Origin of the sequence: Brevundimonas vesicularis (assembly GCF_044807075.1) — a bacterium.
Classification (GTDB): domain Bacteria; phylum Pseudomonadota; class Alphaproteobacteria; order Caulobacterales; family Caulobacteraceae; genus Brevundimonas; species Brevundimonas vesicularis_G.
Window position 1 is genome coordinate 63,732 of the sequence record NZ_CP085235.1, and the last position, 24,236, is coordinate 87,967.

Consider the following 24,236-nt stretch of genomic DNA (forward strand, 5'->3'; position numbering starts at 1 on the left):
TTCTCCGGCACGCTCAGGACAGGTCGATCGCCGACGCCCGGGTCTTCAGCTCATCGACCAGCACCCGGGTGTTCTCGGAGTAGTCGATGGCGCAGTCCACCAGGTGAACGCCGCCGCCGGCGAACGCGGCCTCCAGCACAGGGCCAAGATCCGCCGCCGACGTCACGCGGGAGCCCTTGGCGCCGTAGGCCTCGGCGTAGCGCACGAAGTCCGGATTGCCGAAGGTCATGCCGAAATCCGGAAAATCGTCGACCGCCTGCTTCCAGCGGATCATGCCATAGGCCCCGTCGTTGAGGACCAGGACGACGAGATCGAGGCCCAGACGGACGGCCGTCTCCATCTCCTGGGAGTTCATCATGAACCCGCCGTCGCCGCACACCGCCATGACCCGCCGGTCGGGATGCAGCATCGCCGCCATCATCGCCGACGGCAGACCCGCCCCCATGGTCGCCAGTGCATTGTCGAGCAGGAGGGTGTTGGCCACATGGGTCCGGTAGTTCCGGGCGAACCAGATCTTGTACATGCCGTTGTCCAGACAGACGATCCCGTCGTCCGGCATGACGGCGCGGACATCGCGCACCAGGCGCTGTGGCGTGACCGGGAAGCGATCCTCGTCCGCCCGGTCTGCAATGCGCGCCAAGATGCTCTGGCGCAGTTCCAGCATCCGTGTCTGGGGCGCCAGTCGCCCCGACAGGCGCCGGGCCAGCCCCGAGGCCGTCGCCCCGATATCGCCGATCACCTCGGCATCCGGATGATAGACCTGCTCGACCGTCGCCGACTGGACCCCGACATGCAGCACCTTCGGCCCCCCGGCGTCGCGCATCAGGAACGGCGGCTTCTCGACCGTATCATGGCCGATGGCGATGATCAGGTCAGCCAGTCCGATCGCCTCATGCACATAGTCGCCTTCGGACAGGGCCGCCGTGCCCATGTAGAGGTTCGAGCCGCCATCCACGGCGCCCTTGCCCATCTGGGTGTTGAAGAAGGGCAGGCCCGTCGCGCGAACAAAGGCGGACAGCGGTTCGACCAGTCGCGGACGATTGCCCCCGGCGCCGATCATGACCAAAGGGCGCTGCGCCGCCAGGATCATCCCGGCTGCCCGATCAAGGGCGGCCTCGGTGGCGACAGGCCGTTCCAGGGCGTGAATGGGAATGGGCGCGACATCCGCCGTCTCGGACGCCACGTCCTCGGGCAGTTCAAGATGCACCGGACCCGGGCGCTCCTCCATGGCCACGCGGAAAGCGTCGCGCACCACGGTCGGGATGCTGGCGGCGCTCAGAATCTGCCGGGTCATCTTGGTCAGGGGGCGCATGGAGGCGATTACGTCCACGATCTGGAAGCGCGCCTGTTTGGCCGTCATGATCGCCTTCTGGCCGGTGATCAGGATCATCGGCATGGCCCCCAGATGGGCATAGGCGGCGCCGGTCGAAAAGTTCAGGGCGCCGGGACCAAGCGTCGCCAGACACACCCCCGGCTTGCCGGTCAGGCGGCCATAGGTGGCGGCCATGAAGGCTGCGGCCTGCTCATGCCGGGTCAGGACCAGTTCAATCTTTGAATTGCGCAGGGATTCCACAAGATCGAGGTTTTCCTCGCCCGGCACGCCGAAGATGCGTTCAACGCCCTCGTTTTCGAGCGCGCTGACCAGAATGTCGGAACCCTTGGGCATCGAAGCCTCCCTTCAGTGAGCGGACGGACCGATTCCGGCGCCGCGCCCGGGAACGCCTCGGCTGACCAGCCCTTCGCAGGCAGGATGGGCCTTTCAACAGTGGCAAGGTCAAGCCCGGAATTATCATTCCGGCGGAGGCTTGACATTGCCACTGTTGGAAGCCGGACCGTGGTTTTCCTGCAAACCCAAGGAGATCGCCATGATCCATCTCAGCATTCCGAAAATGGCCTGCGGAGGCTGCGCCAGCGGCGTCACGAAGGCCATCCTGGCCCTGGACCCCGACGCCCGGGTCGACACCTCCACCGAGCGACGCGAGGTCACGGTCGACACCGTTTCGAACCAAGCCCAGGTCCAGTCCGCGCTCGCCGAAGCCGGCTACCCCTCGACACCTGTCGCCTGAGCCGTATCGGGCAGGGATCTCCTCCGCGCATGAAGAGATCCCGCCTCCCGGGCGGCGACGCTCGCCCCCTGTCCGATCCGGTCGCGGGATCGTCACAAGGTTTGGCCAGGATCGCCAGCCAGAGGAGTTCGAAATGACCGAAACCGTCGCCGACCTTATCGCCGAAACCCTCGCCGACGCAGGCGTGACCCGCATATGGGGGGTGACCGGCGACAGTCTGAACGGACTGAACGACAGTCTGCGCCGCATGGGCCGGATCGACTGGATGTCGGTGCGCCATGAGGAAACAGCCGCCTTCGCAGCGGGGGCTGAAGCGGCGATCACCGGGGAACTGGCCGTCTGCGCCGGCAGTTGCGGCCCTGGCAACCTGCACCTGATCAACGGTCTGTTCGACTGCAAGCGCAACCATGTGCCGGTGCTCGCCATCGCCGCCCACATTCCCTCCTCCGAGATCGGCCTGAATTATTTTCAGGAAACCCATCCCCAGGAGCTGTTCCGGGAGTGCGCGGATTTCGTCGAGCTGATTTCCAATCCGGCCCAGCTTCCCGAAATGCTTCACCGCGCCCTGAACGTTGCAATCGGACAGAAGGGCGTCGCCGTCCTCGTGTTGCCGGGTGATGTGGCGCTGGCCCCGTCGCCGGTATCCCCAACGCCCCGCTATACGGCGCCCCGCCCGCCCCGGATTCTCCCCCCCGAGGACGAGATGGATCGCTTCGCCGCCCTGCTGGATCAGAGCCAGGCCGTCACCATTCTCGCGGGCAGCGGGTGCGCCGGTCATCATGACGCCCTGGTCGAGCTGGCCGAGCGGCTGAAGGCTCCGATCGTCCACGCCCTGCGCGGCAAGGAGCATGTCGAATGGGACAATCCCTTCGACGTGGGCATGACAGGTCTGATCGGCTTCTCGTCCGGCTATCACGCACTGATGTCCAGCGACACCGTCCTGATGCTCGGCTCCGACTTCCCGTATCGCGCCTTCTATCCGAAGGAGGCGCGAATACTTCAGGTTGATCGCGATCCGGGCGCCCTGGGCCGGCGCGCGCCCCTCACACTGGGTCTGGTCGGCGACGTCGGCGAGACCCTGACGGCGCTCCTGCCCCGGTTGAAGGCGAGACCTGACCGCGACTTCCTCGACCGGGCCCTAAAGCACTACGCCTCAGCGCGTCAGGCGCTCGACGACCTTGCGACCCCGTCCGTCCGGGGACGCCCCATCCATCCCCAGTATCTGACCCGCCGCATCGACGAGATCGCGGCCAAGGACGCCATCTTCACCGCCGATGTCGGCACCCCGACCGTCTGGGCGGCGCGCTATCTGACGATGAACGGGCGGCGGCGGCTGCTCGGCTCGTTCAACCACGGCTCCATGGCCAACGCCATGCTGCAGGGGATCGGCGCCCAGGCCGCCGCGCCCGACCGCCAGGTCGTTTCCCTGTCCGGAGACGGCGGCTTCACCATGATGATGGGCGACTTCATCACACTGTCGCAGCTCGACCTGCCGGTGAAGGTGGTGGTCTATAACAACGGTTCTCTGGGCTTTGTGGCCATGGAGATGAAGGCGGGCGGCTATCTGGACACCGGCACCGACCTGAAAAACCCCGATTTCGCCGCCATGGCCCGCGCCATGGGGGTCAAGGGCATCCGGGTCGAGGCGTCCGACGATGTCGATGCGGCGCTCATGGAAGCCTTCGCCCACCCCGGCCCGGCGCTGGTCGACGTGGTGACGGCCAAGCAGGAACTGGTGATGCCGCCGAAGATCCAGCTTGAACAGGCCAAGGGCTTCAGCCTCTATATGCTGCGGGCGATCATCAACGGACGTGGCGACGAAGTGGTCGAACTGGCCCGCACGAACCTGCGTCGCTAGCTCCGCCGCCGACGGCTTTGAACAGCCCCCTGCGCCGATCTTGCCGCCGCCTTTCCCGGCGTTAAGGTGAAACGCGGCGTCGGTCAGACAACCGAGTCTCAAGGGGGAGATCAATCTTGACCAGCCGCGCCTGCCCTACCCTTGCCTGTCCTGACTTTGCCTGTCCGGGCCTCTCCTGTCTGACGACGCCGGTCGCTGTGGCTCCAAGCGAATGAAGCTGCTTCGTCTTTCCGCCCAGATCCACAAATGGATCGCGGTTCTGGTCGGTTTGCAGATACTGTTCTGGGTCGGCGGCGGTCTGGTCATGACCGCCATTCCGATCGAGACTGTCCGTGGCGAGCACAGGGTGCGGACGGCGCAGCCCCAGGCGCTGGACCTGACCGGCATACGCGCCCTCGACGCGGTCGTCGCCGAGCGGAATCTGACGCCGACGCGCGCCGAGCTTAAATCGACGCCGCGCGGCCCCGCCTGGCTGCTGACACCGACGGAAGGCGCGCCGATCACCCTGGACGCGCGCACGGGTCAGACGTTTGCACCGCTGGAAGCAGACGAGGCCCGGCGACTGGCGACGGCTGTTTATCGCGGCGGGGCCCAGGCCGTCGCGGCGACGCGGCTCAACGACGCCAAGCGCGAGACAGGTCGCACGGGTCCGCTCTGGCGTGTCGATTTCAATGACCGGGAAAAAACCCGTTTCTACGTCTCGCCCGACACCGGCGAGGTCATAACGCGCCGGTCCGCCGTCTGGCGTCTGTACGACTTCTTCTGGCGCCTGCACATTCTGGACTTCAAGACAGGCGAGAACTTCAACCACCCGCTGCTCATCGCCGCCAGCGCCCTGTCGCTCGTCGTCGTCCTGTCCGGCTTCGTGCTGCTCTGGATCAGGCTAGAGCGCGATTTCGTGCAGTGGCGCGTCCGTCGCGGCGGCAAACCGCGCCGGACGTCGGGACGGACAGGCAATTCCTGAAGGCGCCGCCCGGTCGTCATGGCGGCGGTCAGGCAATGGCGATGACGCCGGGATCATCCGGCGTCATCGCTCGCCTCAGGGGGTCAGTGAACCATGAAACGCACGGCGCCGTTCACGGCTTGCCCATCAGCGCCCTGAGCGGTCCAGTTCAGGGTGTAGTTGCCCGCCGCGAGACGCGGCAGGGCCGTCGAGACCTGCCTGGACGCCGCCGCCGCCGTCACCGGCGCCTGAATGGCCGCACGGCCCTGCGGCGTGATGGTGACGCTGCGCAAGGTCATCGGCTGAGGGAAAGTCGCCGAGAAACGCTGCGGCGAGCCATTCAGCATGGCCCCGTCCGCCGGGACGGTGACGACGCCGCTCGGCGTCGCCGCCGAAGCCTGGGCGCGCGGCGCAGAGCCATGGTCGCCGTGACCGGCGTGGCCCTGTTGCTGGGCCAGAACCGGCGTGGCGATGAAAACAGCCGCGACAGCGGCCAGCAGGGTGGATTTACGCATGTCTTTTCTCCTTAGAACCACGCACGCACACCAACGACCACCCGGGTGTGCTCGGGCTCCCCGCCCATGGCGCGCGTCAGGTCGGCGGTGCCGCCCAGATCGCTGCTCCATTCGACCCCGACATAGGGGGCGAATTCCTTTTTGAACTCGTAGCGAAGGCGCACTCCGGCCGAAACATGGGTCAGACCCGACGCCAGTTGCAGTTCAGGAATGTCCGAAGCCGACGCCTCGACCTCCACACGCGGCTGCAGGATCAGCTTCTGGGTGATGCGCTGGTCATACTCCGCCTCGAAACGTGCGGTCAGGTCGCCCTCGGTCGACAGAAAGGCCGCACCGTCGACCTCGAACCAATAGGGCGCCAGTCCCTGGATGCCCAACACCAGATGGGTCGTGTCTTCTCCACCCTCGCGGAATTCCTGACGCACGCCCGCCTGGACATCCCAGAAGGGCGCGACGGCCCGACTGTAAAGCGCCTGGACTTCACCTTCGACCTCGCCATCGCCGCCGAAGTCGCCGCCGCCCTCTGACTTCCACCAGAAGCGGTTGATGTCGCCCCCGGTCCAGCCGCCGACATCCCACGCCCAGTTTTCGTTTCCGTCGCCGAAACCGGCCTCAAGCCGATCAATGACCACGGCCGTGGTGCGAATATCGCCATTCTCGCGCACCAGAACCTCGCGCGCGCTCGACATCGCCGCCTCGCCGAAGATGGCGTCCGCCGCATGGCGCGGACCCGACAGCGCCGCAGCCGGCGGCGGCGGGACAGGCGGACGTCCGGCGTCATTGGCGCTGGTCGGCACATCGGGCGGCCCCATGCTGGTCATGCCGCTCATGTCGTGACCCGCATGCGGATCGGCCTGAGAACTGGCCTGAGAACCAGCCTGAGACATGGCGCTCATATCGTGGCCTGCATGTGGGTTCCCGGCCTGAGGCGTCATGGAACTCATGTCGTGACCCGCATGCGGGTCCGCAGCCTGAGGCGCCATGGCGCTCATGTCGTGGCCGGCGTGCGGATCGGCCTGCGTCGGAGCCGGGGTCTGCGTCTGAGCCGGAGTCTGGGCCGGGCGCTGGGCCGCGCTCATGTCGTGCCCCGCATGAGGGTCCGCGGCTTGAGACGTCATGGCGCTCATGTCGTGACCTGCATGTGGGTCGCTTACGGTGGCCGCAGGGGTCTGCGGCGCGTTCTGGGCGGACGGGTTCTGACTGTGATCCTGAGCCGAAACCGTCCCTGCGGCGGCCATCAGAGGCAGAAGACCGATCGCGAGCCGGATCATGCGGCGTCTCCATCGAGGGGTCGCACGGTCACGACGTTGAACATGCCCGCATGCATGTGCATCAGCATGTGGCAGTGGAAGGCCCAGTCGCCCGGCGCATCGGCGGTCAGGTCAAAAGTGACCTTGGAGCCGGGCGCGACATTGACCGTGTGCTTCAACGGCTGATGCCCGGCCGGCCCGCCCGTCACCAGCTCAAAGAAGTGGCCATGCAGATGGATCGGGTGGGACATCATGGTGTCGTTCACCAGCGTCACCCGCACGCGCTCGTCGCGCTCGAAGCGGATCGGCTCGACCAGTTCAGAGAATTTTCGACCGTCGAAACCCCACATGAACCGCTCCATATTGCCGGTCAGGTGGATTTCCATCGAACGCGCCGGGGGCCGCTGATCCTTGTTCGGCGTCAGGGACGCCAGATCGGTATAGACCAGCACGCGATGCGGTTCGTTCTCCAGCCCCATGGGCCGTTCAGCCAGACGGTTGGCGGGCGACGGCGCCACCATGTCCACCCCGACGCCCACCGCCATATTGGCCGGCGCATTGTCGGGATTGCGCATGTCATGGCCCATGTTTCCATGATCCATGGGCGCGGCCTGTCCCATGCCGTCCTGCGCCATGGCGGAATGATCCATGCCGCTCATGTCCATGCCGCTGTGGTCCATGCCGCCCATGTCCATGCCGCTGTGATCCATCCCGGCCATGCTTCCCATGCCCATGTCGCGCATGGTCAGGGTCGGCACCTGCCGGAGGGGGGGAACCTCCGCCGTCATGCCCATACGGGGGGCCAGCGTCGCCCGCCCCATGCCCGAACGGTCGACCGCTTCGGAGACGATGGTATAGGCGCGGTCCTCGGTCGGCTGGACGATGACGTCATAGGTCTCGGCCACTGAAATCTGGAACTCGTCCGTCTCGACCGGCCGCACATTCTCGCCGTCGGCATTGACCACCGTCATGGCCAGACCCGGAATGCGCACGTTGAAGATGGTCATGGCCGAGGCGTTGATGACGCGCAGCCGCACCCGCTCTCCCGGCCGGAACAGACCCGTCCAGTTCTCCTGCGGGCCATGGCCGTTGATCAGATAGGTGTAGGTCGTCCCGGTGACGTCCGAGATGTCACGCGGATCCATGCGCATCGATCCCCACATGCGCCGATCAGCCGGGCTGACGCCGTCCTCACCGGACAGCAGGCCCGCCAGGGTGGTGCGCTGCTGGTTGAAATAGCCGGGGCTTTTCTTCAGCTTATCCAGGATCTGGTGCGGATGCATGAAGCTCCAGTCCGCCAGCACCAGCACATGTTCGCGGTCATAGGCCACGGGATCGGTCCCGGCCGGGTCGATGACCAGGGGCCCGTAATGGCCCATCGCCTCCTGAAGGCCGGAATGCGAATGATACCAGTAGGTCCCCGACTGGATCACCGGAAACTCATAGACAAAGGTTTCGCGCGGGCGGATGCCGGGAAAGCTGATGCCCGGCACACCGTCCATCTGGAACGGCAGCAACAGGCCATGCCAGTGGATGGATGTGTCCTCGTCCAGGGTGTTGGTCACCATCAGCCGGACGTTCTGCCCTTCGCGCAGCCGCACCAGCGGCGCAGGCACGGTTCCATTGACAGTGACGGCATGACCGGTGCGCCCGCCGACGGTGAACGGCGAATGGCCGACGCTGAGGCGAACCTCTGGCCCTTCAAGGGTCGGCAGCGTCGGCGCGAGCCCCCGCGACCCCGACTGCGCCCATGCCGGCATCAGCCCCTGAGCCGCCCACAGCCCCGCCGCGCCGCCAAAGAGGGCCCGTCTATGAAGCCTCATGCTCTACTCCGCCTGGATTATGCCCGCCTCGCGAGCCTTTTATCAAATTTACGCAAGAAAAAGCCGCGCCCCTCGCGACAGGGCGCCGCACCCTTCGCCGCACCGCCATTCCGGCGTGACGGATGGCCAAGTCGGCCTCAGACGTCCCGAAGCCTGGACAGACTGGCCGCAAGACTGCGACGCGCCCTGGCCACGCGCGCCTCGACGGTCTTGATCGAGACGCCCAGAATCGCGGCGGCCTGCGCCTAACTCAGGCCGTCCATAGCCGTCAACAGCAGCGGCTCCTTCAATTCGGAGGCAGGGCCACGACTGAACGGTTAAGGGCCGAGAGCAGTTCCCGCGTCGTGAGACTGTCATCAGGCGCAGGCGCGCCCTCCCCACCCTCAACGCCTCGGCGCTGTCGAGCGGCGCCGGCGGGCGGCGCAGGCTTCAAGGCTCTTATGAGTCACCGACGCTCATGCGCCCTCGGCGAGAATCGCGACAACCAGCTTCCCGTCGAACCGATCCGCCTGAACCGGCGTCTCACCATTCTCATTTCGGAAATGTGCGTGATGGTCGCCTGCTGAAGCTCCCCTATGGCGTCATGGAAGTGATCGACGGCGGGCCGCACGACGCTCACATCCCCGTCGCTGGCGGAAATGGCGGCGGCCAATTCTCGATTCGCGGCCTGGACGCGGGCCTCGAGTGCGATCCGCCGGGGCGCGAAGCGCGCCTCAATAGCCTCGATACGGACGCCTTGATCGGCGTCAAGCGCCAGATCGCGGTAAACGATGGCATGCAGCGAGGGCGGCGCATCGCGTTTCTGCACCCAGGCGCCCCCGCCCCACGCCCCCCCGCGCCACTGGCGATCAGCGCTAGAGCGACGGTGCCGGCGACCGACTTCCATCCCATCGACATCACCGACCTTCCAGCCGCGCGAGCGAGAATGCAGCAATATGAACTGTTCGGTCATCCCCCGGCATGCGCCGTCGCCTTGACGTGAGAGCGACGGCGCAATTGGACCCTCAGAAGCTGTAGCGCAGCCCCACGCCATAGGTCGCCGGGGCGCCGACCAGCCGCGACGCGCCGTTCAGCTCCGGGAAGTAGACCTCGTCGGTGATGTTGCGGCCATAGGCGTAGACCGCCCAGTTGGCCGCGCTCTCCAGTTCCACCCGTGCGTTCAGCAGGGTGTAGGCCTCAGCCGTATTGCCCGGCGCGGCGTTCAGGCGGTTGCTTTCCTCGCCGTGGTGCGAAACCGACAGCCGTGTGTCCAGACGCCAGCCGTTGGCCAGCATCAGCCCGTGGTTCAGCGAGGCGGTGGCCGTCACGTCCGGCGCGCCCGGGAGGGGATCCCCGACCGTCGACAGCACCTCGGCCACGCGCGCCGAGCTGAAGGAGATGATCTCGGTGTCCAGGAAGGCCGCCGCCACATCCAGGTCCAGCGTCTGGTTCGCCCCTTCGAACAGCAGGGCGTTGACGGCGAACTCCACGCCCTTGCTCTCGGCCTCGCCGACGTTGGCGCGACCATTGGTGTCGTTGGCCAGGCGGGTCGTCGCCTGCAGCTCCTTGAACCTGTAGCTGAAGGCGTCCAGCGAGAGGCGCAGGCGGGCTGTCGTCCAGCGCAGCCCGGTCTCGTAGGCGATGACGGTCTCGGACTCGAACGGCAGGGTCTCGGCCTGGGTGAAGATGGAGGTGCCGTCGAAGCCGCCGCCGCGATAGCCTGTCCCCGCCGAGACGAAGACGTTCAGGTTCGGAGTGAAGGCGTACCTGGCCGTGACCCGGCCCGAGACATTGTCGTCCTCGAAAGCGCGGTCCCAGATGAAGGGGTTGGTCGTTGCGAAGGTGGTGGTGAAGGTCGAGATGCCCCAGGGGTTCAGGTCATCGTTGCGACCGCTGAAGGTCGCCTCGTCTCGCGTGTAGCGCAGGCCGCCCGACAGGGTCAGCTTGTCGGTCAGGTCATAGTCCGCCTGGCCGAAGACGGCGAAGCTGTTGCGGGTCTGCTTGTGCAGGTTGTCGTACTTGGTCCGGGCCGTATAGCTGGTCCAGTGGGTGTCGAAGTCGATGTCGTCCGAGACGTAGAAGACGCCCGCGATCCAGTCCAGGCGGCCGCCGGTGTCGTCGCTGAGGCGCATTTCCAGCGACGCCTGGCTCAGCGTCTCGTCGGCGTCGAAACGCGAGGCCGGATAGGGCGAACCGTCGCCGTTGCCCCGGACCGAACGGGTCGTGCCCTGGACGTTGCCGATCACGGCCAGGTTCAGGTTGTCAGCAAACCGATGCGCCAGCGCGGCCGACACGCCGTAGATGTCGATGCTCTGGGTCGGATATTCGGACGAATAGAACTCGTAGGGGTCGTCGTTCTCGCCAGCGTTGGCGATGTTGCTGTCCAGCGCCGCCGAGATGCGGTCGTACTGGCGCGTGTCGCCCCGGTCGCGGCTGCCGAACAGCTTCACGGTCAGGTTGGTGTCCGGCGTGAAGTCGAAGGCGACCGTGGCCCGGCCGGCGAACAGGTCCTTGTCGCCGAAGCCTTCGCGACGGCCCGGATCGACGATGGCCGGAACCTGGGTCTGGACGACCCCGCCGATGACCGGGCGATAGCCGGCCAGGTCGCCCGCGCCCGCGCCGGTCATGAAGCCCCCGCCCTGCTCGGCCAGGACGGCCAGGCGCACGCCGATCTTGTCGCTCAGCGGCCCGCCGACAGCGGCCTCCATGGCGGTGTAGTCATGGCTGCCGATCTCGAGACGCCCGCCGCCCTCGACCACCTCGCCCGGCCCCTTGGTGATGGCGTTGATCACGCCCGCCGTGGTGTTGCGTCCATAAAGGGTGCCCTGCGGTCCCTTCAGAATCTCGACCCGGTCCAGGTCGAACAGGGGCATGCCCAGATAGGCGTTGGAGGTCTGGTAGACGCCATCGACATGAAGGGCGACCGAGGGGTTGCCGTTGGGCTTGTAGTCATCGGCGCCGCCGATGCCTCGAATGCTGATCAGGCCGTAGTTGGTGCCGCCGAAGGCGTAGTTGACCGAGACGCCCGGAACCTCGTCCACCAAACCGGTCACGCTGTCTATGCCGCGGCGCTGGGCGTCGTCGCCGTCCAGCACCGTGACGGCCAGCGGCACGTCCTGGATTCGCTGAGCGCGCTTCTGGGCCGTGACGATCACGTCCTCGATGGCCGTGACGTCTCCGGTTCCGGCGTCAGCGCGGTCGACTGCAACAGAAAAGGTGCGCGCGCCGACCGGCGTCACGGTCAGGCCCGTACCCTCCACCATGCGGCGCAGCGCCTCGGCGGGCGCCAAGACGCCGACCACGCGGTTGGCGCGACGGCCGCGCACGGCTTCCGGCGCGAACAGCACCTGCACGTCGGCGGTGCGGGCCAGGGTCGTCAGCCCCTCCTCCATCGACTGGCCTTCAATGGCGAAGGAGACGACTGCGCCGCCGTTCGGCGACTGGGCCAGAACCGGCGTCGCCGCTGCGACCGCGGCGACGGCCGAGCAGGCCAGAAGCATGCGCTTGAAGGCGCCGGCGCGCGGCTTGGAAATGAACATGGGAGCCCCTGAAAACTGGTCGGCCGCTCGTCGGCGGCTCCCCCTCAGAAACGAAAGGCGCCCTGCAGACCCCCACCCCGTCGTGGAAATTTCATCAAAGCGTAGCCGCCGCGTCAGACGATTTCCCGGGCGTTCCGATGCGCCATTCCCCGTCCGCCGTCCTCTGCACGGACAGGTCGAACCCGCGCGCCAGAGCCATGACGAACTCCTGCCCTCCGTCGTAACGGAAGGAGCCGGATATGCGCACCTCGCCAGCCGCCGCGTCCGTCAACGTCAGTCGTTCCGAGGCGTAGCGATTGAAGCTCTCGACCACCTCGCGAAGCGGCCGGTCGCGCACGACCAGTCGCCCCATCCGCCAGGCCGTCGCGGCCTCGACATCGACGGGCGCGGCTCGCAGTTCGCCACCCAGCGCCTGTCCGCCCTGCCCCGCCGTCAGGAACAGATGCGCGCCTGCGCCGCCTCTTTCCACCAACCGCAACCGCCCTTCCTCGACGATCACCTCCGGCCGTAGATCCGCATGGGTCGCCTGGAACCGACCCTGTGCGGTCGTCACAAGGCGGTCGCCGACGCGCAGGACGAAGGGCTCGGCGTCCGGCAGGATGTGGAAGTAGGCCTGGCCGGCCTCGAGCACCGCCGAACGACGATCGGCGCCATAGTCGAGGCGCAGCCGAGAGGACGGCGCCAGGGTCACCTCCGACCCGTCCGGCAGCGGCGCGGTCAGCCTCTGGCCCGCCTCCGTCGAGATCAGCGCCCGGGCCGGCGACGACGCCGTCATCACCCACACCCCGCCGCATGACGCCGCAACGGCCCCGCCGGTCAGGCCGAACAAGGCGCGTCGTCGCGTAAGGCGGCGGGCGCCGGGCCCCAGGGCGGCCGCTCGCAGCGCCAGCATCTGCGCCTCGCCGGCGTCCAGCTCCAGCAGGCGCCAGGCCTGCTGGCAGCCGCGATAGGCCCGGGCGTTGTCGGGGTCTTCGTTCAACCACCGTCGGAACGCGGCCTCATCCTCCATAGGAGTCGGATCGCCGCTGTTCATCCGCGCGAACCAGAAGGCGGCCAGGTCGGCGTGATCGTCGTTGCTCGGCTCAGGGAGGAGAGAGGACATCAGCGATCCCCCTCGACCAGATCCAGCCGCAAGGCCGCCATCGCGCGCGCCATATGCTTCTCGACCGCGCTCACGGATATGCCCAACCGCCTCGCGATCTGCAGGTAGGTCAGGTTCTCGAACCGCCGCAGGATCACCACCTGGCGCGCGCGAGGCGGCAGGGCGTTCAGAGCCGCCAGCATTCTTTTCAGCCGCTGCTTCCCCGCGACGATCTGCTCAGCGCCGGGCGCCTCGCTCTGCGCGACCAGGTCGTCGATCCCGACATGCCGTCCCTGCCCCCGGGCCTGTTCATAGCGTCCCCGGTCCCGCACCATGTTGGCCGCCGCCTCGAACACATAGCCGTCGACGTTTTCAAGGCTGAGCAGATCGGCGCGGCGCAACAACCGAACGAACAGGTCCTGCACCATTTCCTCGGCGTCGGCCGGCGACCCGGACCGGCGCAGGAAGAAGTGAAACAGCGGTCCGCGAAGCCTGCGTGTCAGCCCCCCGAATCCGTCCTCGGACGCAAGGCCTGACGACGGAATATCCGCGCCGATCAATGTATCTGTCTGCTGGTTCACAGGCGGCTGATGACGCTCAAGCGTCACCGCCTGATGTCGGTTGCACGACAAATCCATATCAGTTGCGACGCTCCGGACGTCCGGAGGAAAAACGTCACACAGCATCGCTATGGGCGTCCGAACACGTAGGCTCGGGGCAGACTCATGGACATGTTCAAACGGATCGGCGCGAGCGTGGCTCTCGCCTTGTCGCTGGGCGGGGCGCTGCTTGCGCCTGCAGTTCCGGCCAGGGCCGAGATCTTCACCGTCGCCGTCGTTTCAGACACCCAGAACTATGCCGACATCACCCTGCCGCAACCACGCGGCGCCGATACCTTTGACCAGCAGATGCGCTATCTGGTCGATACGCGGCAGGACAAGAACCTGGCCTTCGTCACCTTCGTCGGCGACATCGTCCAGCATGGCGACGGGCAGTTCCGTCGGGCGATCCCCGACGCCGAGGGTGAATACCAGTTCTTCGACACGCGCGAGGAATGGGACATCGCCAACCGCGCCATCTCGATCCTCAGCCGCAGCGGCCTGCCGTTCGGCATGGTTCCGGGCAACCACGATTACGACAACTATTCCTGGTGGACCCAGGATGGCCCCGGCGCCTCCAAGCCGCTGGCTGGCGGCCGCACATGGAGCCTCTATTTCGGACCGACCTCGCGCCATTTCGCCGGCAAGGCCTGGTACGGAGGCGCGTCGGAAAATGGACTGAACAGCTATCAGACCTTCAACGGCGGCGGACGGACGTACCTGCACCTGTCGCTGGAGATGGAGCCCCCGCAATCCGCGCTGGCCTGGGCCCAGGGCGTGATCGACGCCCATCCCGGCCTTCCCGTCATGATCACCACCCACGAATGGCTGCGCCCTGACGCGCAGGAGCGATCAAACGGCTACGACAGCTATTTCCCGGGCGCCGACAACCTCAGCCCCGACCAGGTCTGGGATCGTTTCATTCGCAAGAACGCCATGATCTTCATGGTCCTGAGCGGACACAACTACACCCGCCCGGTGGACGGCGTGTCCAATGGCGAGAACCTTCGGATCGACCTCAACGACGCCGGGCATCCGGTCTATCAGCTGATCCAGGACTACCAGGGCAATACTGTCGGGCCGGACGGAACGGCGGGTTCGGCCAACGGAGGCGCGGGCTGGCTGAGGTTCATGGCGTTCGACACCGACACCCGGAAAATCCGCTTCTACACCTACTCGACCTTACTGGGGCGGTACGCTGGCCGTGACGGCGAAGCCACCTTCGGCGTCGCGCCCGAACGGTCCGAGTTCGAACTGCCCTTCCCGCCGCAGCTATAGTCCCCGATTGCAGGGTCTTCCCCCCTCCCATTCAGGCCGGCAGGCGGTTTTGCATCAGGCCGCCACCATCAGTTCTCGCCTGATACATGAGGCATGACCTGAACTATCTCAAGGAAGGGGCGAGGCGCATGGGCAATGCTCCGGCTTCGCGCGTTTCCTTCCATCTCTGCCGTTTGGAGGCGGCAGGCCTCATCGCCAGCCGCCGGAACGGCCGATCAATAATTCACAACGCCGTCTTCCCCGCCCTGTCTGATCTGGTGGCGCTCCTGATGCGAGACTGTTGTGACGGTCATTGCGAGTTTTGCGGTCGCGCTATCGCACTCTTCTTCCAATGCACCGGTCCCCCCGCGGACAAAGCTCGTAAAGGTCGGGCCGTCATCGATCTGGCAGCCGTTTCCATCCTCCCGGGGATGGATTGGGATGGGCGTCCATAAGCCTGCCTTGGCAGCGCCGTTGCGCCTTCAGGTGTTTGCCCTCAGCCCCGATCAAAGCCTCTAGCCAGGGTCGGGGCCAACTGGGCGAGGCCCTCTTTACCGATATCAAGGCTGACCTGTTGTCCCGACGCCAAAGTCGGCGTCCCGGGTCGAAGACGCGCGTAGTGTTCAAAGCCCCAGCATAGCACACGATTACGAAGCGCCTTGATCTCAATTCGTCATGCGCTCCCGTCTTGACCACCTCACGAGCGCCCGGGTCCGGCGATCCGAGCGATCCGCCCGCTTTCAAGCCGTCTCTGATTTTGACTCAGATAGCGACTAGCCCAAGGCACTGTATTTTCACCGATTTTCAGGGAGCTTTGCACTAATGTGCTAATCTTAGCGCTAAACGCACCGAGCTTTGGCGCTGCCTGATCTGACGGGCAGGCGTGACGTGCCCCTGAGTTTTCATCCAGCGGCGACCAGAGTCCTTGGGTTAGTTACGCCTCGCAGCGTGGGGTGAGCAACAGGCCGGGCCGCGCAGCTTTCATCCTGCGCAGCGGGTCGGCCTGTTGCGGTCAGACTGGCGGCAAAAGCCTCCGGGGTGAGGTAGCCGATCGACGAGTGCGGCCTGCGGGTGTTGTAGTCCAGCGCCCAGGCGGCGACCTTCTGGCGGGCGTGATCCAGGCTGAAGAACAGGCTCTCGTTGAGCAGTTCGTCGCGCATCCGGCCGTTGAAGGATTCCACAAACCCGTTCTGGGTCGGCTTGCCCGGCGCGATGTAGTGCCAGTCGACGCCATGATCCTGCGCCCAGGCCAGGATGGCGGTGGACGTGAACTCCGTGCCGTTGTCGCTGACGATCATGGCGGGACGGCCCCGCCGAGCGATCAGCGCTGTCAGCTCTCGCGCGACGCGGCGTCCCGAGATCGAGGTGTCGGGGATCGCCGCCAGGCACTCGCGGGTGACGTCGTCGACCACGTTGAGAATGCGGAAGCGGCGGCCCGTGGCGAACTGGTCGTGCACAAAGTCCAGCGACCAGCGGGCGTTCGGCCTGGCCTCGACCAGGATCGGCGCGCGCGTGCCCATGGCGCGACGACGTGAGCGGCGCTTGCGCACCGTCAGGCCTTCCTCGCGATAGAGCCGGTAGATCCGGTTCTTGCCCGAGGGTTCTCCCTCACGCCGCAGCAGCACGAACAGCCGCCGATAGCCGAACCGTCGCCGCTCGACAGCCAGGGCGCGCAGCCGCTCCCGCAGCGCCGTGTCCGGCTGTCGGCAGGAGCGATAGCGCACCGACTTACGGTCCGCCTTGATGATGGAGCAGGCCCGTCGCTCGCTGACGCCGAACGCCGCCTTCAGATGGGCGACGGCCTGGCGCAGCGCCGCGGGCCCTACCACTTTTTTGACAGCAGATCGTTCAACGCGGCTTTGTCGAGCATGGCGTCGGCCAGCAGGCGCTTCAGCTTTCCGTTCTCGTCTTCCAGGGCCCGGAGGCGCTGGGCGTCCGACACGCTCATCCCGCCGAACTTGGCCTTCCAGGCGTAGATCGTGCCCTCCGACACGCCGTGCTTGCGCGCCAGCTCGCCCGCTTTGGCGCCGGCCTCGTTCTCCCGCAGGATCCCGATGATCTGCTCTTCCGTGAATCTCGCTCGTTTCATTCCGTCCGTCCTTTCAAGGGCCGGACTCTAGCTCCGCGTGGAGGAAATTCTCAGGGGCACGTCAGATCCCCTGCGGACTACAATTGCATATGCTCAGTCCTAGCTCATCCTCAATGTGCGCGCGCTAAAGAAGGCTCCCGTCTGAAGCTTGATGATGACGACTGTTCTTGTTATGTTCACAGATAGCGCGGCGCGTCTGCAAGGCCTGCGCATCGCCCTTTGTCGCATAATTCATTAAAACTCGCATTCCGGAATGGAATGGACAAAAGGACTGCGATTCGACAAGGTCGCGCTCGAGGTACGTCGGGAACGGCCTCGGTGACCCACTACGAGGCCCTGCAGGAGATCCAGCGCATCATCGCGGCCGCGATGCCGCCCGACAGCGGAGCCACTGTCTCTGGTCTGCTGGGGGACATTTCGGGCCCGCTCGCAGCCGTGGGCCTCGATCCCATCTCGGACGTCCAGGACATAACCGATGCGCCGGCGGAACCGTGCGAGGTGATTGATCTCTTTCCCGGCCGAGAGTCGACGTAACGATAGGGCCGCCCCTTGCGGAGCGGCCCTCTTTCTGCCGGCGGCTTCTTGTCAGAGCGCGAGTTACCGCTTCCAGGCCAGACCCGGGATTTCCGGCTCGCCTTCGATGAGGATTGCGGAGGCGCCGGTGCGAGCTTCGATGGCCTGCACCGTCCCTCGGAGCATGTTTTCCGTGAACTCCTGCGGCGTCCCGACCAGACGGTTGGCCAGAGCCCGGCCGAGGCGTTCGGTCACGCCGCCACCGCTCATCGCGGTGTCGCTGGCGAACATGTTCAGGTGATAACCCTGCCGGTCCTCACGCGCGTAGGGGAACAGGCAGAGCGTGGTGCGCAGCTCCTGGCTGCCCGAGACCCGGCGCGTGACGTGGGCGGTCCAGACAGCGCCGTCGCAGGTCGCGACCATGAACTGCTGAGTGCTGACCCCGCCCAGGGCGGCAAGTCCGGCAAGGCGGCTCTCCGCCAGCGGGTTCGACAGCACGAAGCGGCCGGGTTGCTCCGGAGTCTGGACGGCGATCGGACGGTTCGACTGAAAGTCGCTGGCGTAGCCCTCAAGGACGCGTTCTGCAGCGTCGATAATCACGCCCTTGGCGGCTTCCGTCTCGATGTCGATGATTGCGTAGGCTTGATAGCTGCGCTGACGGTTTTGCGCTTCTGCAGCGCTGGCGATGCCGGCGGCTGCGAGGAGCGCGGCGGCGGCGGCCGCGATGGATTTCATCTTCATTGGTGGGAACCCCTACCCTCACTTGGAAACGATGTTGAAATATCCCACGTCGAGGGTGGTCGACGTAAGTGCAGCGTCACAGATCCGGGCACGCTTGGCGTTTTGCGCGATCTGCGAGATGATGTTGCCGTCCTAGTTGCATGGAGGCCGTCGTGGTAGAACCGAACAAGAACACCAAGGAGACCGATGCCATGCAAGCCGCCCCTTCGTCTTTGAACCTGTCGCCGCAAGCCCAGCGCGTCTTGGAGGCCCAGCTGAATTTCGCGCTCGCGGGTCCGGGACTGATAGCCGGGGCGGTCGCGACCTATGTGTTCGCCGCCATCATGACCGTGGCCCTCCTGGGGGCGGTGTTTTGGGGAATCTCCTACGCCTTGGAGACGGGGAACCCACTGGCGTTGCTTTCGCTGGGACTGCTTCTGTTTCTCGCCGTGCCCTACATCACTGTCCTCAATGCGAACCGACTGCTGAAAGCTCGCCGTTCGCAGGGCTGAAGCGGCTCCCACGAATTCGCAGACGATAGAACGGCCGCCCCTCACCGGGCGGCCGTTTTCTTGTGCGGTCACGTGCCGTACCGGCGGCCCAGACGGGCGCTACCTTGTTCCTGCTGAGTGTCCTCGACATTCCGGCTGTTCCAGAGCGAGGTATCGGCCGGTCGATGAGCATCGATCACGCCGCCGCCCTCCCTGACATCCTCGCGGATAGAGTCACGCAGAGCTGAATTGAACACCGGACGCAGTACCGGTTCGCCGGCGTCGTTGGCCACGCCTCCGCCTGGCACACGACTACGGACGTCGGGCTCGCCGTCACCACTGTCGCCCGCCCCCCGGGCGCTGCGCGAGGTCTGGGCTTCGGCCGCCCGTTCCGCCCGCTCTTCCCGCTCGGCTTGCCATCCAGACGTGCCGGGCGCGAACTCGCTGGTTCCCGATCCGGGTTGACCCAGCCCCGCCAAGGTCACCCCCTGACGGAGGCTGCTGCCGTCCCCGCCGGGCTCGAGCAGCCTTACTTGTTCGGGTTCCATCTGCCGGACGGTCTGGCCGATCTCCCGGCCCTGGACGACCTGTTCCGGCGCAGCAATTTTCATCACCTCTTCCTGACGGAAGGATTGCTCAAGCTCGCGAACCATCGCGGTTTCGCCAGCCGACCCGCGGCCGGACATGATGTAAGCGGCCCGTTCCTCGTCGATCACGCCGCCGTAGGCGTCCCGCTGGCCCACGAGACGCTGCATCGCATACTCGGTGAACTGGTTGTTGAGGTTCTGGTCGATCGTTGCCGAGTTGGTCTTGGTGAAGTCCGCACGCTGGTCATAGGACCTCGCTTGCGATTCCGACTGATCGGCGGCGTCCATGATGCTTCTGGTCGACGAGAAGGTGTCGGAGATCTTCTCCGAGGACATCGACTGCGCCGTCGACGTCTGGCTGAAGGTGTTCGACGCAAAGTTGGCCGTGGTGCGATCCACGCGGTCCGTGAACCCTGCCGAGGACAGGGCCGTGCGAGCGGCTTGGACTTGGTCCGTCTCAGTGGTGTTCCGGGAGGCGGACGCCTCGACGCCGACAGTTGCGCGCCCTCCGGCCCTCACACCAGAACCCAGCACGCCTTGCCCAGGTGTTCCGACCGATCCTTCAACAAAGGCTTCGGCGGCCGCCCGGGCCACGGCCTGTTTGGCTGTCGACTCCGAGTAGCCATGCGTCCGCTGCAGGTTCTGCGAGACCTGGTCCATCACCTGATAGGTGGAGCCCCACGTGTCCCGTTCCTCGGATCCCATGGTGCGGGTCTTGCTGTCGCTTTGCAGCCAGCTGTTGACCCGCTCGACACCTTCCGACGCCACCCGCGACTGTGCCTCGGACACACTGCGGCGCAGGGCCTGCGCCTCTTCACGGCGCATTCCTGCGGCTTCCACCAGCGCCGAGCTCACGCCCTCGCTGAAGCGGGCGTTCCACGCCGTATTCGACATCGAGGACGTCAGGGTCCGCGCGCCATTGGCCCCATACTCCGTGCGGTTCAGATTGCCGTCCGTCGTCCGGAAATTGCCCTGATCCATCTCGCCCGAGGTCACCCAGCGATTGGCGCTGCGGTTGTTCCAGGACGCGTTCTCGAAGGCCGTGTTGCCGAAGGAGAAGTTGCCCGTCGTCGCGGCCGCACCCGCTGCCTCTGCCCCGCTCCGGAACTGCGACAGCAAGGCCTCGCCCTGACTGCCCACGGCCATCGCGCCCTTGGTCAGCATCCCGGCCAGAACCGGGATCATCATGGTCATGACGCCGGCGACGCCGGCGATGTCCGCATTGACGGAGCCGATCGCCTCAAGGTTTGCGATCTTGATGCCCGGTGCGCTGTCCGGAATGTAGGCTGCAGCGGCCGACTTGGTCGCGGCGGTCCCCATGCTGATCTTGTGCACGATGACGTACATCGGGCCCCAGAGCTGCAGATACAGGAACCCTGTCAGGTAGCCCTGAATCATGCGCGGCCCCAAGCCAGGCAGGAGGAAGGCGGGGAACAGGACCGGGAACATACCGATGAAGAGCAGATCGACGACGATCTTGAGGATCACGATCGCCTTTTCGGCCACGCCGCCCAGCAGCTGCTGGGTGTTGCGGGTCTGAACCTCGGCTTGCGTCTCGGCCATGACGGCGACCGCATCGCCGCCGGCCTCGGCCGAGAAACCCGTCACCCCACGTCGCACGGCATTGGCCATAAGGACCTGCTGGAACGTCGACGTCGCGTCGCGCGACGCGCCCAGCATGTAGGGATGCAGCGTGCCCAGCTCATTTTGGAAGGCGGCCTGCAGCTGGCTCTCGTCCAGCTCCGGGCGCAGCCTCCGCTCGAACAGTCGCATCGAGGAACTCAGGGTGGCCGTCCAGTCGGCGTTCAGGCGCTGCGCCGCCACCGTGCATGAAACGATCTCACGGCTGGTCGGGTTGTAATACTCGATCGAGCGGCCGGGGTTCGTGCCCTTGGTGACCGTGATGTAGGTCCACAAGTCGTTCTGGCGCGCCAGCTCTCCGGACGAGTAGTGGCCGTCGAGAATGTCGTAATAGACGCAGCCGCGAACGAAGGCGTGCAGGTTCTGTTCAAAGCGGGGATCCGCGATCCGGGCCGTGCGCAGCCGCTCGAACACCTTGGCGCCGTAGATCATCCCGGTGTTGGAGTATTGCGTCGCTTCCGGATCGCCAAAGGCGGTCTCCGTCAGCTCGATCACCCGGTGACCTACCCGGCTAGTGAGGCTGGCCGTCATCCCCACCCCGAGAGGCACGTTGGCGACGTCGGCGCCGGTCAGCGCCGGGTCGAAGACGTCGGTCACATGCACCTGGACCTTCGGCACCCAGAGGATCCCGTAGGAAATGTAGGCGATCAGAAACCAACGCAGGATCTTGCCGACGTTGAAGTCGAAGACCGCCTTCAGGATGCCCATCATCAGGCCGAGGACCAGCGCCAGCCGGATCAGCGACGAGATTCCGCCCGTCCCCGCCAAGAGGGCGACGGCCTGGAAGATATCGCGGTAGTATGACCCGCCGCCGTAGGTGATGACCTCGACCGTTTCCATGGGGTGTCCTTAGTTCGGGGTCTGCGAAGCGGAGAACGCGATCGCGTCTCCAATCCGCGTGCCAATGCGGGCGGTCAGGACCTGTTCAGCCTGCTGAGTGCGGGAGATCATCGCCTCGATCGACGACGTCTTCTCTGCAACGAGGGACTGCTTGGCGCCGATGTTCTGGCGGACGGTGTCGATGCTCGCGCGCCACTGGTTCAGCTGGCCCTCGTCCATGCCGACCATGTTGCGAGCCCCGTCCTCGACCATGGACACCGACCGGTTGAGCCAGGTGTAGAGGAGGTCCAGCGCGATGATGTCCGAGTATTGCGCCAGAGTGCCGGCGGCCGCTGCGCCTTGCTGGGCCGTGTAGACGCTGGCCATCTTGTAGACGGGCAGGCTCACCATGTTCAGGAAGTCCTGTTCCTGCGCGTTGAGCGTCTGCCGCGCCTGGATCTTGCCCACGATGCCCCGAAGCATGGCCTCAACGCGGTTCTTCAGCGCCTTGCTGGCCACCAGGTTCTGCGAGCCGCCGTATTTGACCGGGTTCAGGCAGAGTTCGACCGTGTCGCAGCGGTGCGTCCGGAGGCTCCCGCCGTCCAGCAGCTTGGTGATGACGCCGTCGTCGTCGGCGTCGGCCGGAATCACGTCGATGATGCACCCGTTGTTGTCCGGGCAGCGGTAGATGATCGTCCCGGTCAACGTCATCATCAGTTCGGCCAACTCGCGGTCGCCCGCCAGAAGCGGATGCTGCTTGGTCGCCTCCCAGGCGATGTTCTTGTTGACCGGGATCGACTTCTTGTCCTGGGCCGGAAGGTTGTTGAGGTTCTGGGCCAGGCGGTTCGGGCAGTCATGTCGGGCCGCAATCCGGTCGGAGTAGAAGCCGCGATACGTGGAAAGGTCCGTGCAGACCTGCATGGAGGCCGTGTCGCTCCGGCCCCACAGCCCGCCTACGAGGGCCTGCGCCTGCTGGCAGGAGCTCATGTTCTGGGCGTTGACCTCGTTGGCCAGCTTCTGCAGCGACTCGATCTGGTCAGCCACGATGGGGGACAGGCTCTTCAGCGCCAGCATGAAGGCATAGCTGATCGCGTTCGACGCGACCGACTTCATGTGGGCGACCAGCTGGTCGCTGTTGATGAAGGAGAAACCGCCGGTGAAAATGTCGATACCGCCGCAGCCGGCGCGAACGGACGGCATCTGGATCGACCCGATCTGGGTCGTTTCCTGCGGCGTCCGCACCGCCATGTTGCCCAGCGTGTAATAGCCAGCGCTCTGCCCCTGGAAGGCAGTCGGGCCGGTGACGTTCGCCGAACCCAGCGAACTGGACCAATAGGTGTCCATGCTGCTGTTCACGTCGCTTGCGGGCGCTGCGCTCGACAGGAGCGTGAAGGAGGCCGCGACGACGCTGGCCAGCGCGGCCCGGCGCCGACGTCGGCCCTTCAACTTGGCGATAGGATCAGCGCCGGGGGCGCGATGGTCGTTCTTGCGCTTCATGAGCGTTGCTCCTTTAGAAATCTGTGCCCGGCTCTTTGGAGAGCAGGACGAAAAGACGTTCGGCGATGTCGTCCATCGCCATGACACCGGCCCCGGCGTAGGTCAGACAACCCTGGGGCTTGAGGCACGGCAGCAGCTCGAGGATTTGACCGTTGCTCCCGCGGACCCGCGTCGGCCGGATCTGACCTGTGCGCGGATCCATGTCGGACTGTTGGAAGAACAGGAGCGCCGGCGTCGTTTGCCGCACGCCCCACGCCGCCAGCTGGCCCTGGTCACGCACCGCGCCGGGGAAGTGCGGGTTCGGCGCGCCGTCGGCCGACACCGCGCGCACCGTCATCCCGTAGCGATCGGAGAAGGCCTTTACGATCGGACTGGCGATCGTGCAGGCGCCGCAGCTGCCCCGGTAGACGTAGAAGACCCCGACGCGGGTCGACACCCCGCGCAAGAACAGGTCCCGATCCGCCATGCGGTCATCGGTCCAGCCATGCTTGGCCACTTCTGTCACCGGCCGGCGCACGGTGTAGTCGAGATCCGGATTGGTCCACGTCAGCCGCCTATAGTGGTCGGCGAAGAGGCCGCCCCGTTCCAGGGCGACCTGCTGCAGACGGTAGTAGCGCTCGACGGTCTCTGGCGTCGGCCGCCAGACGGCAATCGACCGGGCTTCCTCGAGCTGGCGCTGATACTCCTCCAGCTCGCGTACTTCGGGCGGCGTGGCGGCGCTGATAGTCGGTAGCGGCGCGGCCTCTTCGGCGGGCTCAGGCGGGGTAGGTCGCTGGCAGTAGAACCACATGCCCAAGTCGCGACCGCAATACTCTTCAGAAGCGCCGCTCGCGGCTGGCGCGGGCTGCGTCTGATACGGCGATTGGGCCCGGACCGGGCCGGTCAGCATCAGCGAGGCGGCAAGGCCAGCCGCCATCGCGAAGCCGAACCGTTGCGGGATCGAGAACGAGATCATGGAGTCTACCTGGT

Annotated in this window: 19 protein-coding genes and 1 pseudogene; 6 read left to right on the forward strand and 14 right to left on the reverse strand. The window is 66.0% G+C overall.

Annotation, left to right across the window (positions count from 1 at the left end; genetic code table 11):
- Positions 1-13 precede the first annotated feature (13 nt).
- Positions 14-1,666, reverse strand: coding sequence for an acetolactate synthase large subunit (locus LG306_RS16805; RefSeq protein ID WP_184273089.1), 1,653 nt, complete (start codon positions 1,664-1,666; stop codon positions 14-16).
- A gap of 199 nt (positions 1,667-1,865) precedes the next feature.
- Here LG306_RS16805 and LG306_RS16810 point away from each other — a divergent pair, with 199 nt between their 5' ends.
- The 3 genes from LG306_RS16810 to LG306_RS16820 all read left to right on the forward strand — a co-directional run bounded on the left by LG306_RS16810 (position 1,866) and on the right by LG306_RS16820 (position 4,888).
- On the forward strand, positions 1,866-2,066 hold the full coding sequence (locus LG306_RS16810) for a heavy-metal-associated domain-containing protein (protein ID WP_184273086.1): 201 nt from the start codon (positions 1,866-1,868) through the stop codon (positions 2,064-2,066).
- Between the two features lie 133 nt (positions 2,067-2,199).
- On the forward strand, positions 2,200-3,924 hold the full coding sequence (gene poxB / locus LG306_RS16815; protein WP_184273083.1) for a ubiquinone-dependent pyruvate dehydrogenase: 1,725 nt from the start codon (positions 2,200-2,202) through the stop codon (positions 3,922-3,924).
- A 211-nt stretch (positions 3,925-4,135) separates the two neighbouring features.
- Positions 4,136-4,888: a PepSY domain-containing protein gene (locus tag LG306_RS16820; protein WP_184273080.1), complete on the forward strand. Its 753-nt coding sequence runs from the start codon at positions 4,136-4,138 to the stop codon at positions 4,886-4,888.
- Positions 4,889-4,971: 83 nt separating this feature from the next.
- Here LG306_RS16820 and LG306_RS16825 read toward each other — a convergent pair whose 3' ends face one another.
- From LG306_RS16825 to LG306_RS16855, 7 genes are all read right to left on the reverse strand, one after another.
- Positions 4,972-5,382: a copper resistance CopC family protein gene (locus LG306_RS16825; protein WP_184273077.1), complete on the reverse strand. Its 411-nt coding sequence runs from the start codon at positions 5,380-5,382 to the stop codon at positions 4,972-4,974.
- Between the two features lie 11 nt (positions 5,383-5,393).
- On the reverse strand, positions 5,394-6,653 hold the full coding sequence (locus LG306_RS16830; RefSeq protein WP_404419786.1) for a copper resistance protein B: 1,260 nt from the start codon (positions 6,651-6,653) through the stop codon (positions 5,394-5,396).
- On the reverse strand, positions 6,650-8,455 hold the full coding sequence (locus LG306_RS16835; protein WP_184273071.1) for a copper resistance system multicopper oxidase: 1,806 nt from the start codon (positions 8,453-8,455) through the stop codon (positions 6,650-6,652). Before LG306_RS16835 ends, LG306_RS16830 begins: the two co-directional genes overlap by 4 nt.
- A gap of 445 nt (positions 8,456-8,900) precedes the next feature.
- Positions 8,901-9,488, reverse strand: coding sequence for a periplasmic heavy metal sensor (locus LG306_RS16840; protein WP_318174376.1), 588 nt, complete (start codon positions 9,486-9,488; stop codon positions 8,901-8,903).
- Positions 9,460-11,973, reverse strand: a complete 2,514-nt coding sequence (locus LG306_RS16845; protein ID WP_184273068.1) for a TonB-dependent receptor — start codon at positions 11,971-11,973, stop codon at positions 9,460-9,462. Before LG306_RS16845 ends, LG306_RS16840 begins: the two co-directional genes overlap by 29 nt.
- 94 nt (positions 11,974-12,067) lie before the next feature.
- Positions 12,068-13,075, reverse strand: a complete 1,008-nt coding sequence (locus LG306_RS16850; RefSeq protein WP_184273065.1) for a DUF4880 domain-containing protein — start codon at positions 13,073-13,075, stop codon at positions 12,068-12,070.
- Positions 13,075-13,635, reverse strand: coding sequence for an RNA polymerase sigma factor (locus tag LG306_RS16855; protein ID WP_224762289.1), 561 nt, complete (start codon positions 13,633-13,635; stop codon positions 13,075-13,077). The genes LG306_RS16850 and LG306_RS16855 overlap by 1 nt, the downstream gene beginning before the upstream one ends.
- A gap of 144 nt (positions 13,636-13,779) precedes the next feature.
- Between LG306_RS16855 and LG306_RS16860 the strand changes: the two genes are divergently transcribed.
- A complete protein-coding gene (locus tag LG306_RS16860) occupies positions 13,780-14,931 on the forward strand; it encodes a metallophosphoesterase (RefSeq protein ID WP_260398551.1) in 1,152 nt (383 codons plus the stop codon).
- 881 nt (positions 14,932-15,812) lie between these two features.
- Here LG306_RS16860 and LG306_RS16865 read toward each other — a convergent pair.
- Together LG306_RS16865 and LG306_RS16870 are read right to left on the reverse strand one after the other, a co-directional pair.
- Complete coding sequence (locus tag LG306_RS16865; RefSeq protein WP_250132254.1) at positions 15,813-16,880, reverse strand: IS3 family transposase; 1,068 nt, start codon at positions 16,878-16,880, stop codon at positions 15,813-15,815.
- Positions 16,847-16,999 (reverse strand): annotated as a pseudogene (locus tag LG306_RS16870) (transposase); the annotation flags it as partial. The pseudogene LG306_RS16870 and the gene LG306_RS16865, both read right to left, overlap by 34 nt.
- A gap of 318 nt (positions 17,000-17,317) precedes the next feature.
- Here LG306_RS16870 and LG306_RS16875 point away from each other — a divergent pair.
- Complete coding sequence (locus LG306_RS16875) at positions 17,318-17,533, forward strand: hypothetical protein (RefSeq protein WP_153923402.1); 216 nt, start codon at positions 17,318-17,320, stop codon at positions 17,531-17,533.
- Positions 17,534-17,596: 63 nt separating this feature from the next.
- Here LG306_RS16875 and LG306_RS16880 read toward each other — a convergent pair whose 3' ends face one another.
- Positions 17,597-18,253, reverse strand: a complete 657-nt coding sequence (locus LG306_RS16880; RefSeq protein ID WP_153923403.1) for a hypothetical protein — start codon at positions 18,251-18,253, stop codon at positions 17,597-17,599.
- A gap of 191 nt (positions 18,254-18,444) precedes the next feature.
- Between LG306_RS16880 and LG306_RS16885 the strand changes: the two genes are divergently transcribed.
- Positions 18,445-18,744, forward strand: coding sequence for a hypothetical protein (locus LG306_RS16885; RefSeq protein WP_404419790.1), 300 nt, complete (start codon positions 18,445-18,447; stop codon positions 18,742-18,744).
- A gap of 68 nt (positions 18,745-18,812) precedes the next feature.
- Here the strand turns inward: LG306_RS16885 and LG306_RS16890 are convergent, their stop codons facing one another.
- The 3 genes from LG306_RS16890 to LG306_RS16900 are packed head-to-tail and all read right to left on the reverse strand — an operon-like array spanning position 18,813 to position 24,222.
- Entirely contained in the window at positions 18,813-21,791 is a 2,979-nt protein-coding gene (locus LG306_RS16890; protein WP_404419792.1) for a conjugal transfer protein TraG N-terminal domain-containing protein, read from the reverse strand.
- A 9-nt stretch (positions 21,792-21,800) separates the two neighbouring features.
- Positions 21,801-23,267 carry a conjugal transfer protein TraH gene (locus tag LG306_RS16895; RefSeq protein ID WP_153923406.1) on the reverse strand — a complete coding sequence of 489 codons (1,467 nt, stop codon included), beginning with the start codon at positions 23,265-23,267 and terminating at the stop codon, positions 21,801-21,803.
- 13 nt (positions 23,268-23,280) lie between these two features.
- Complete coding sequence (locus LG306_RS16900) at positions 23,281-24,222, reverse strand: conjugal transfer protein TraF (protein WP_153923407.1); 942 nt, start codon at positions 24,220-24,222, stop codon at positions 23,281-23,283.
- Positions 24,223-24,236 lie beyond the last annotated feature (14 nt).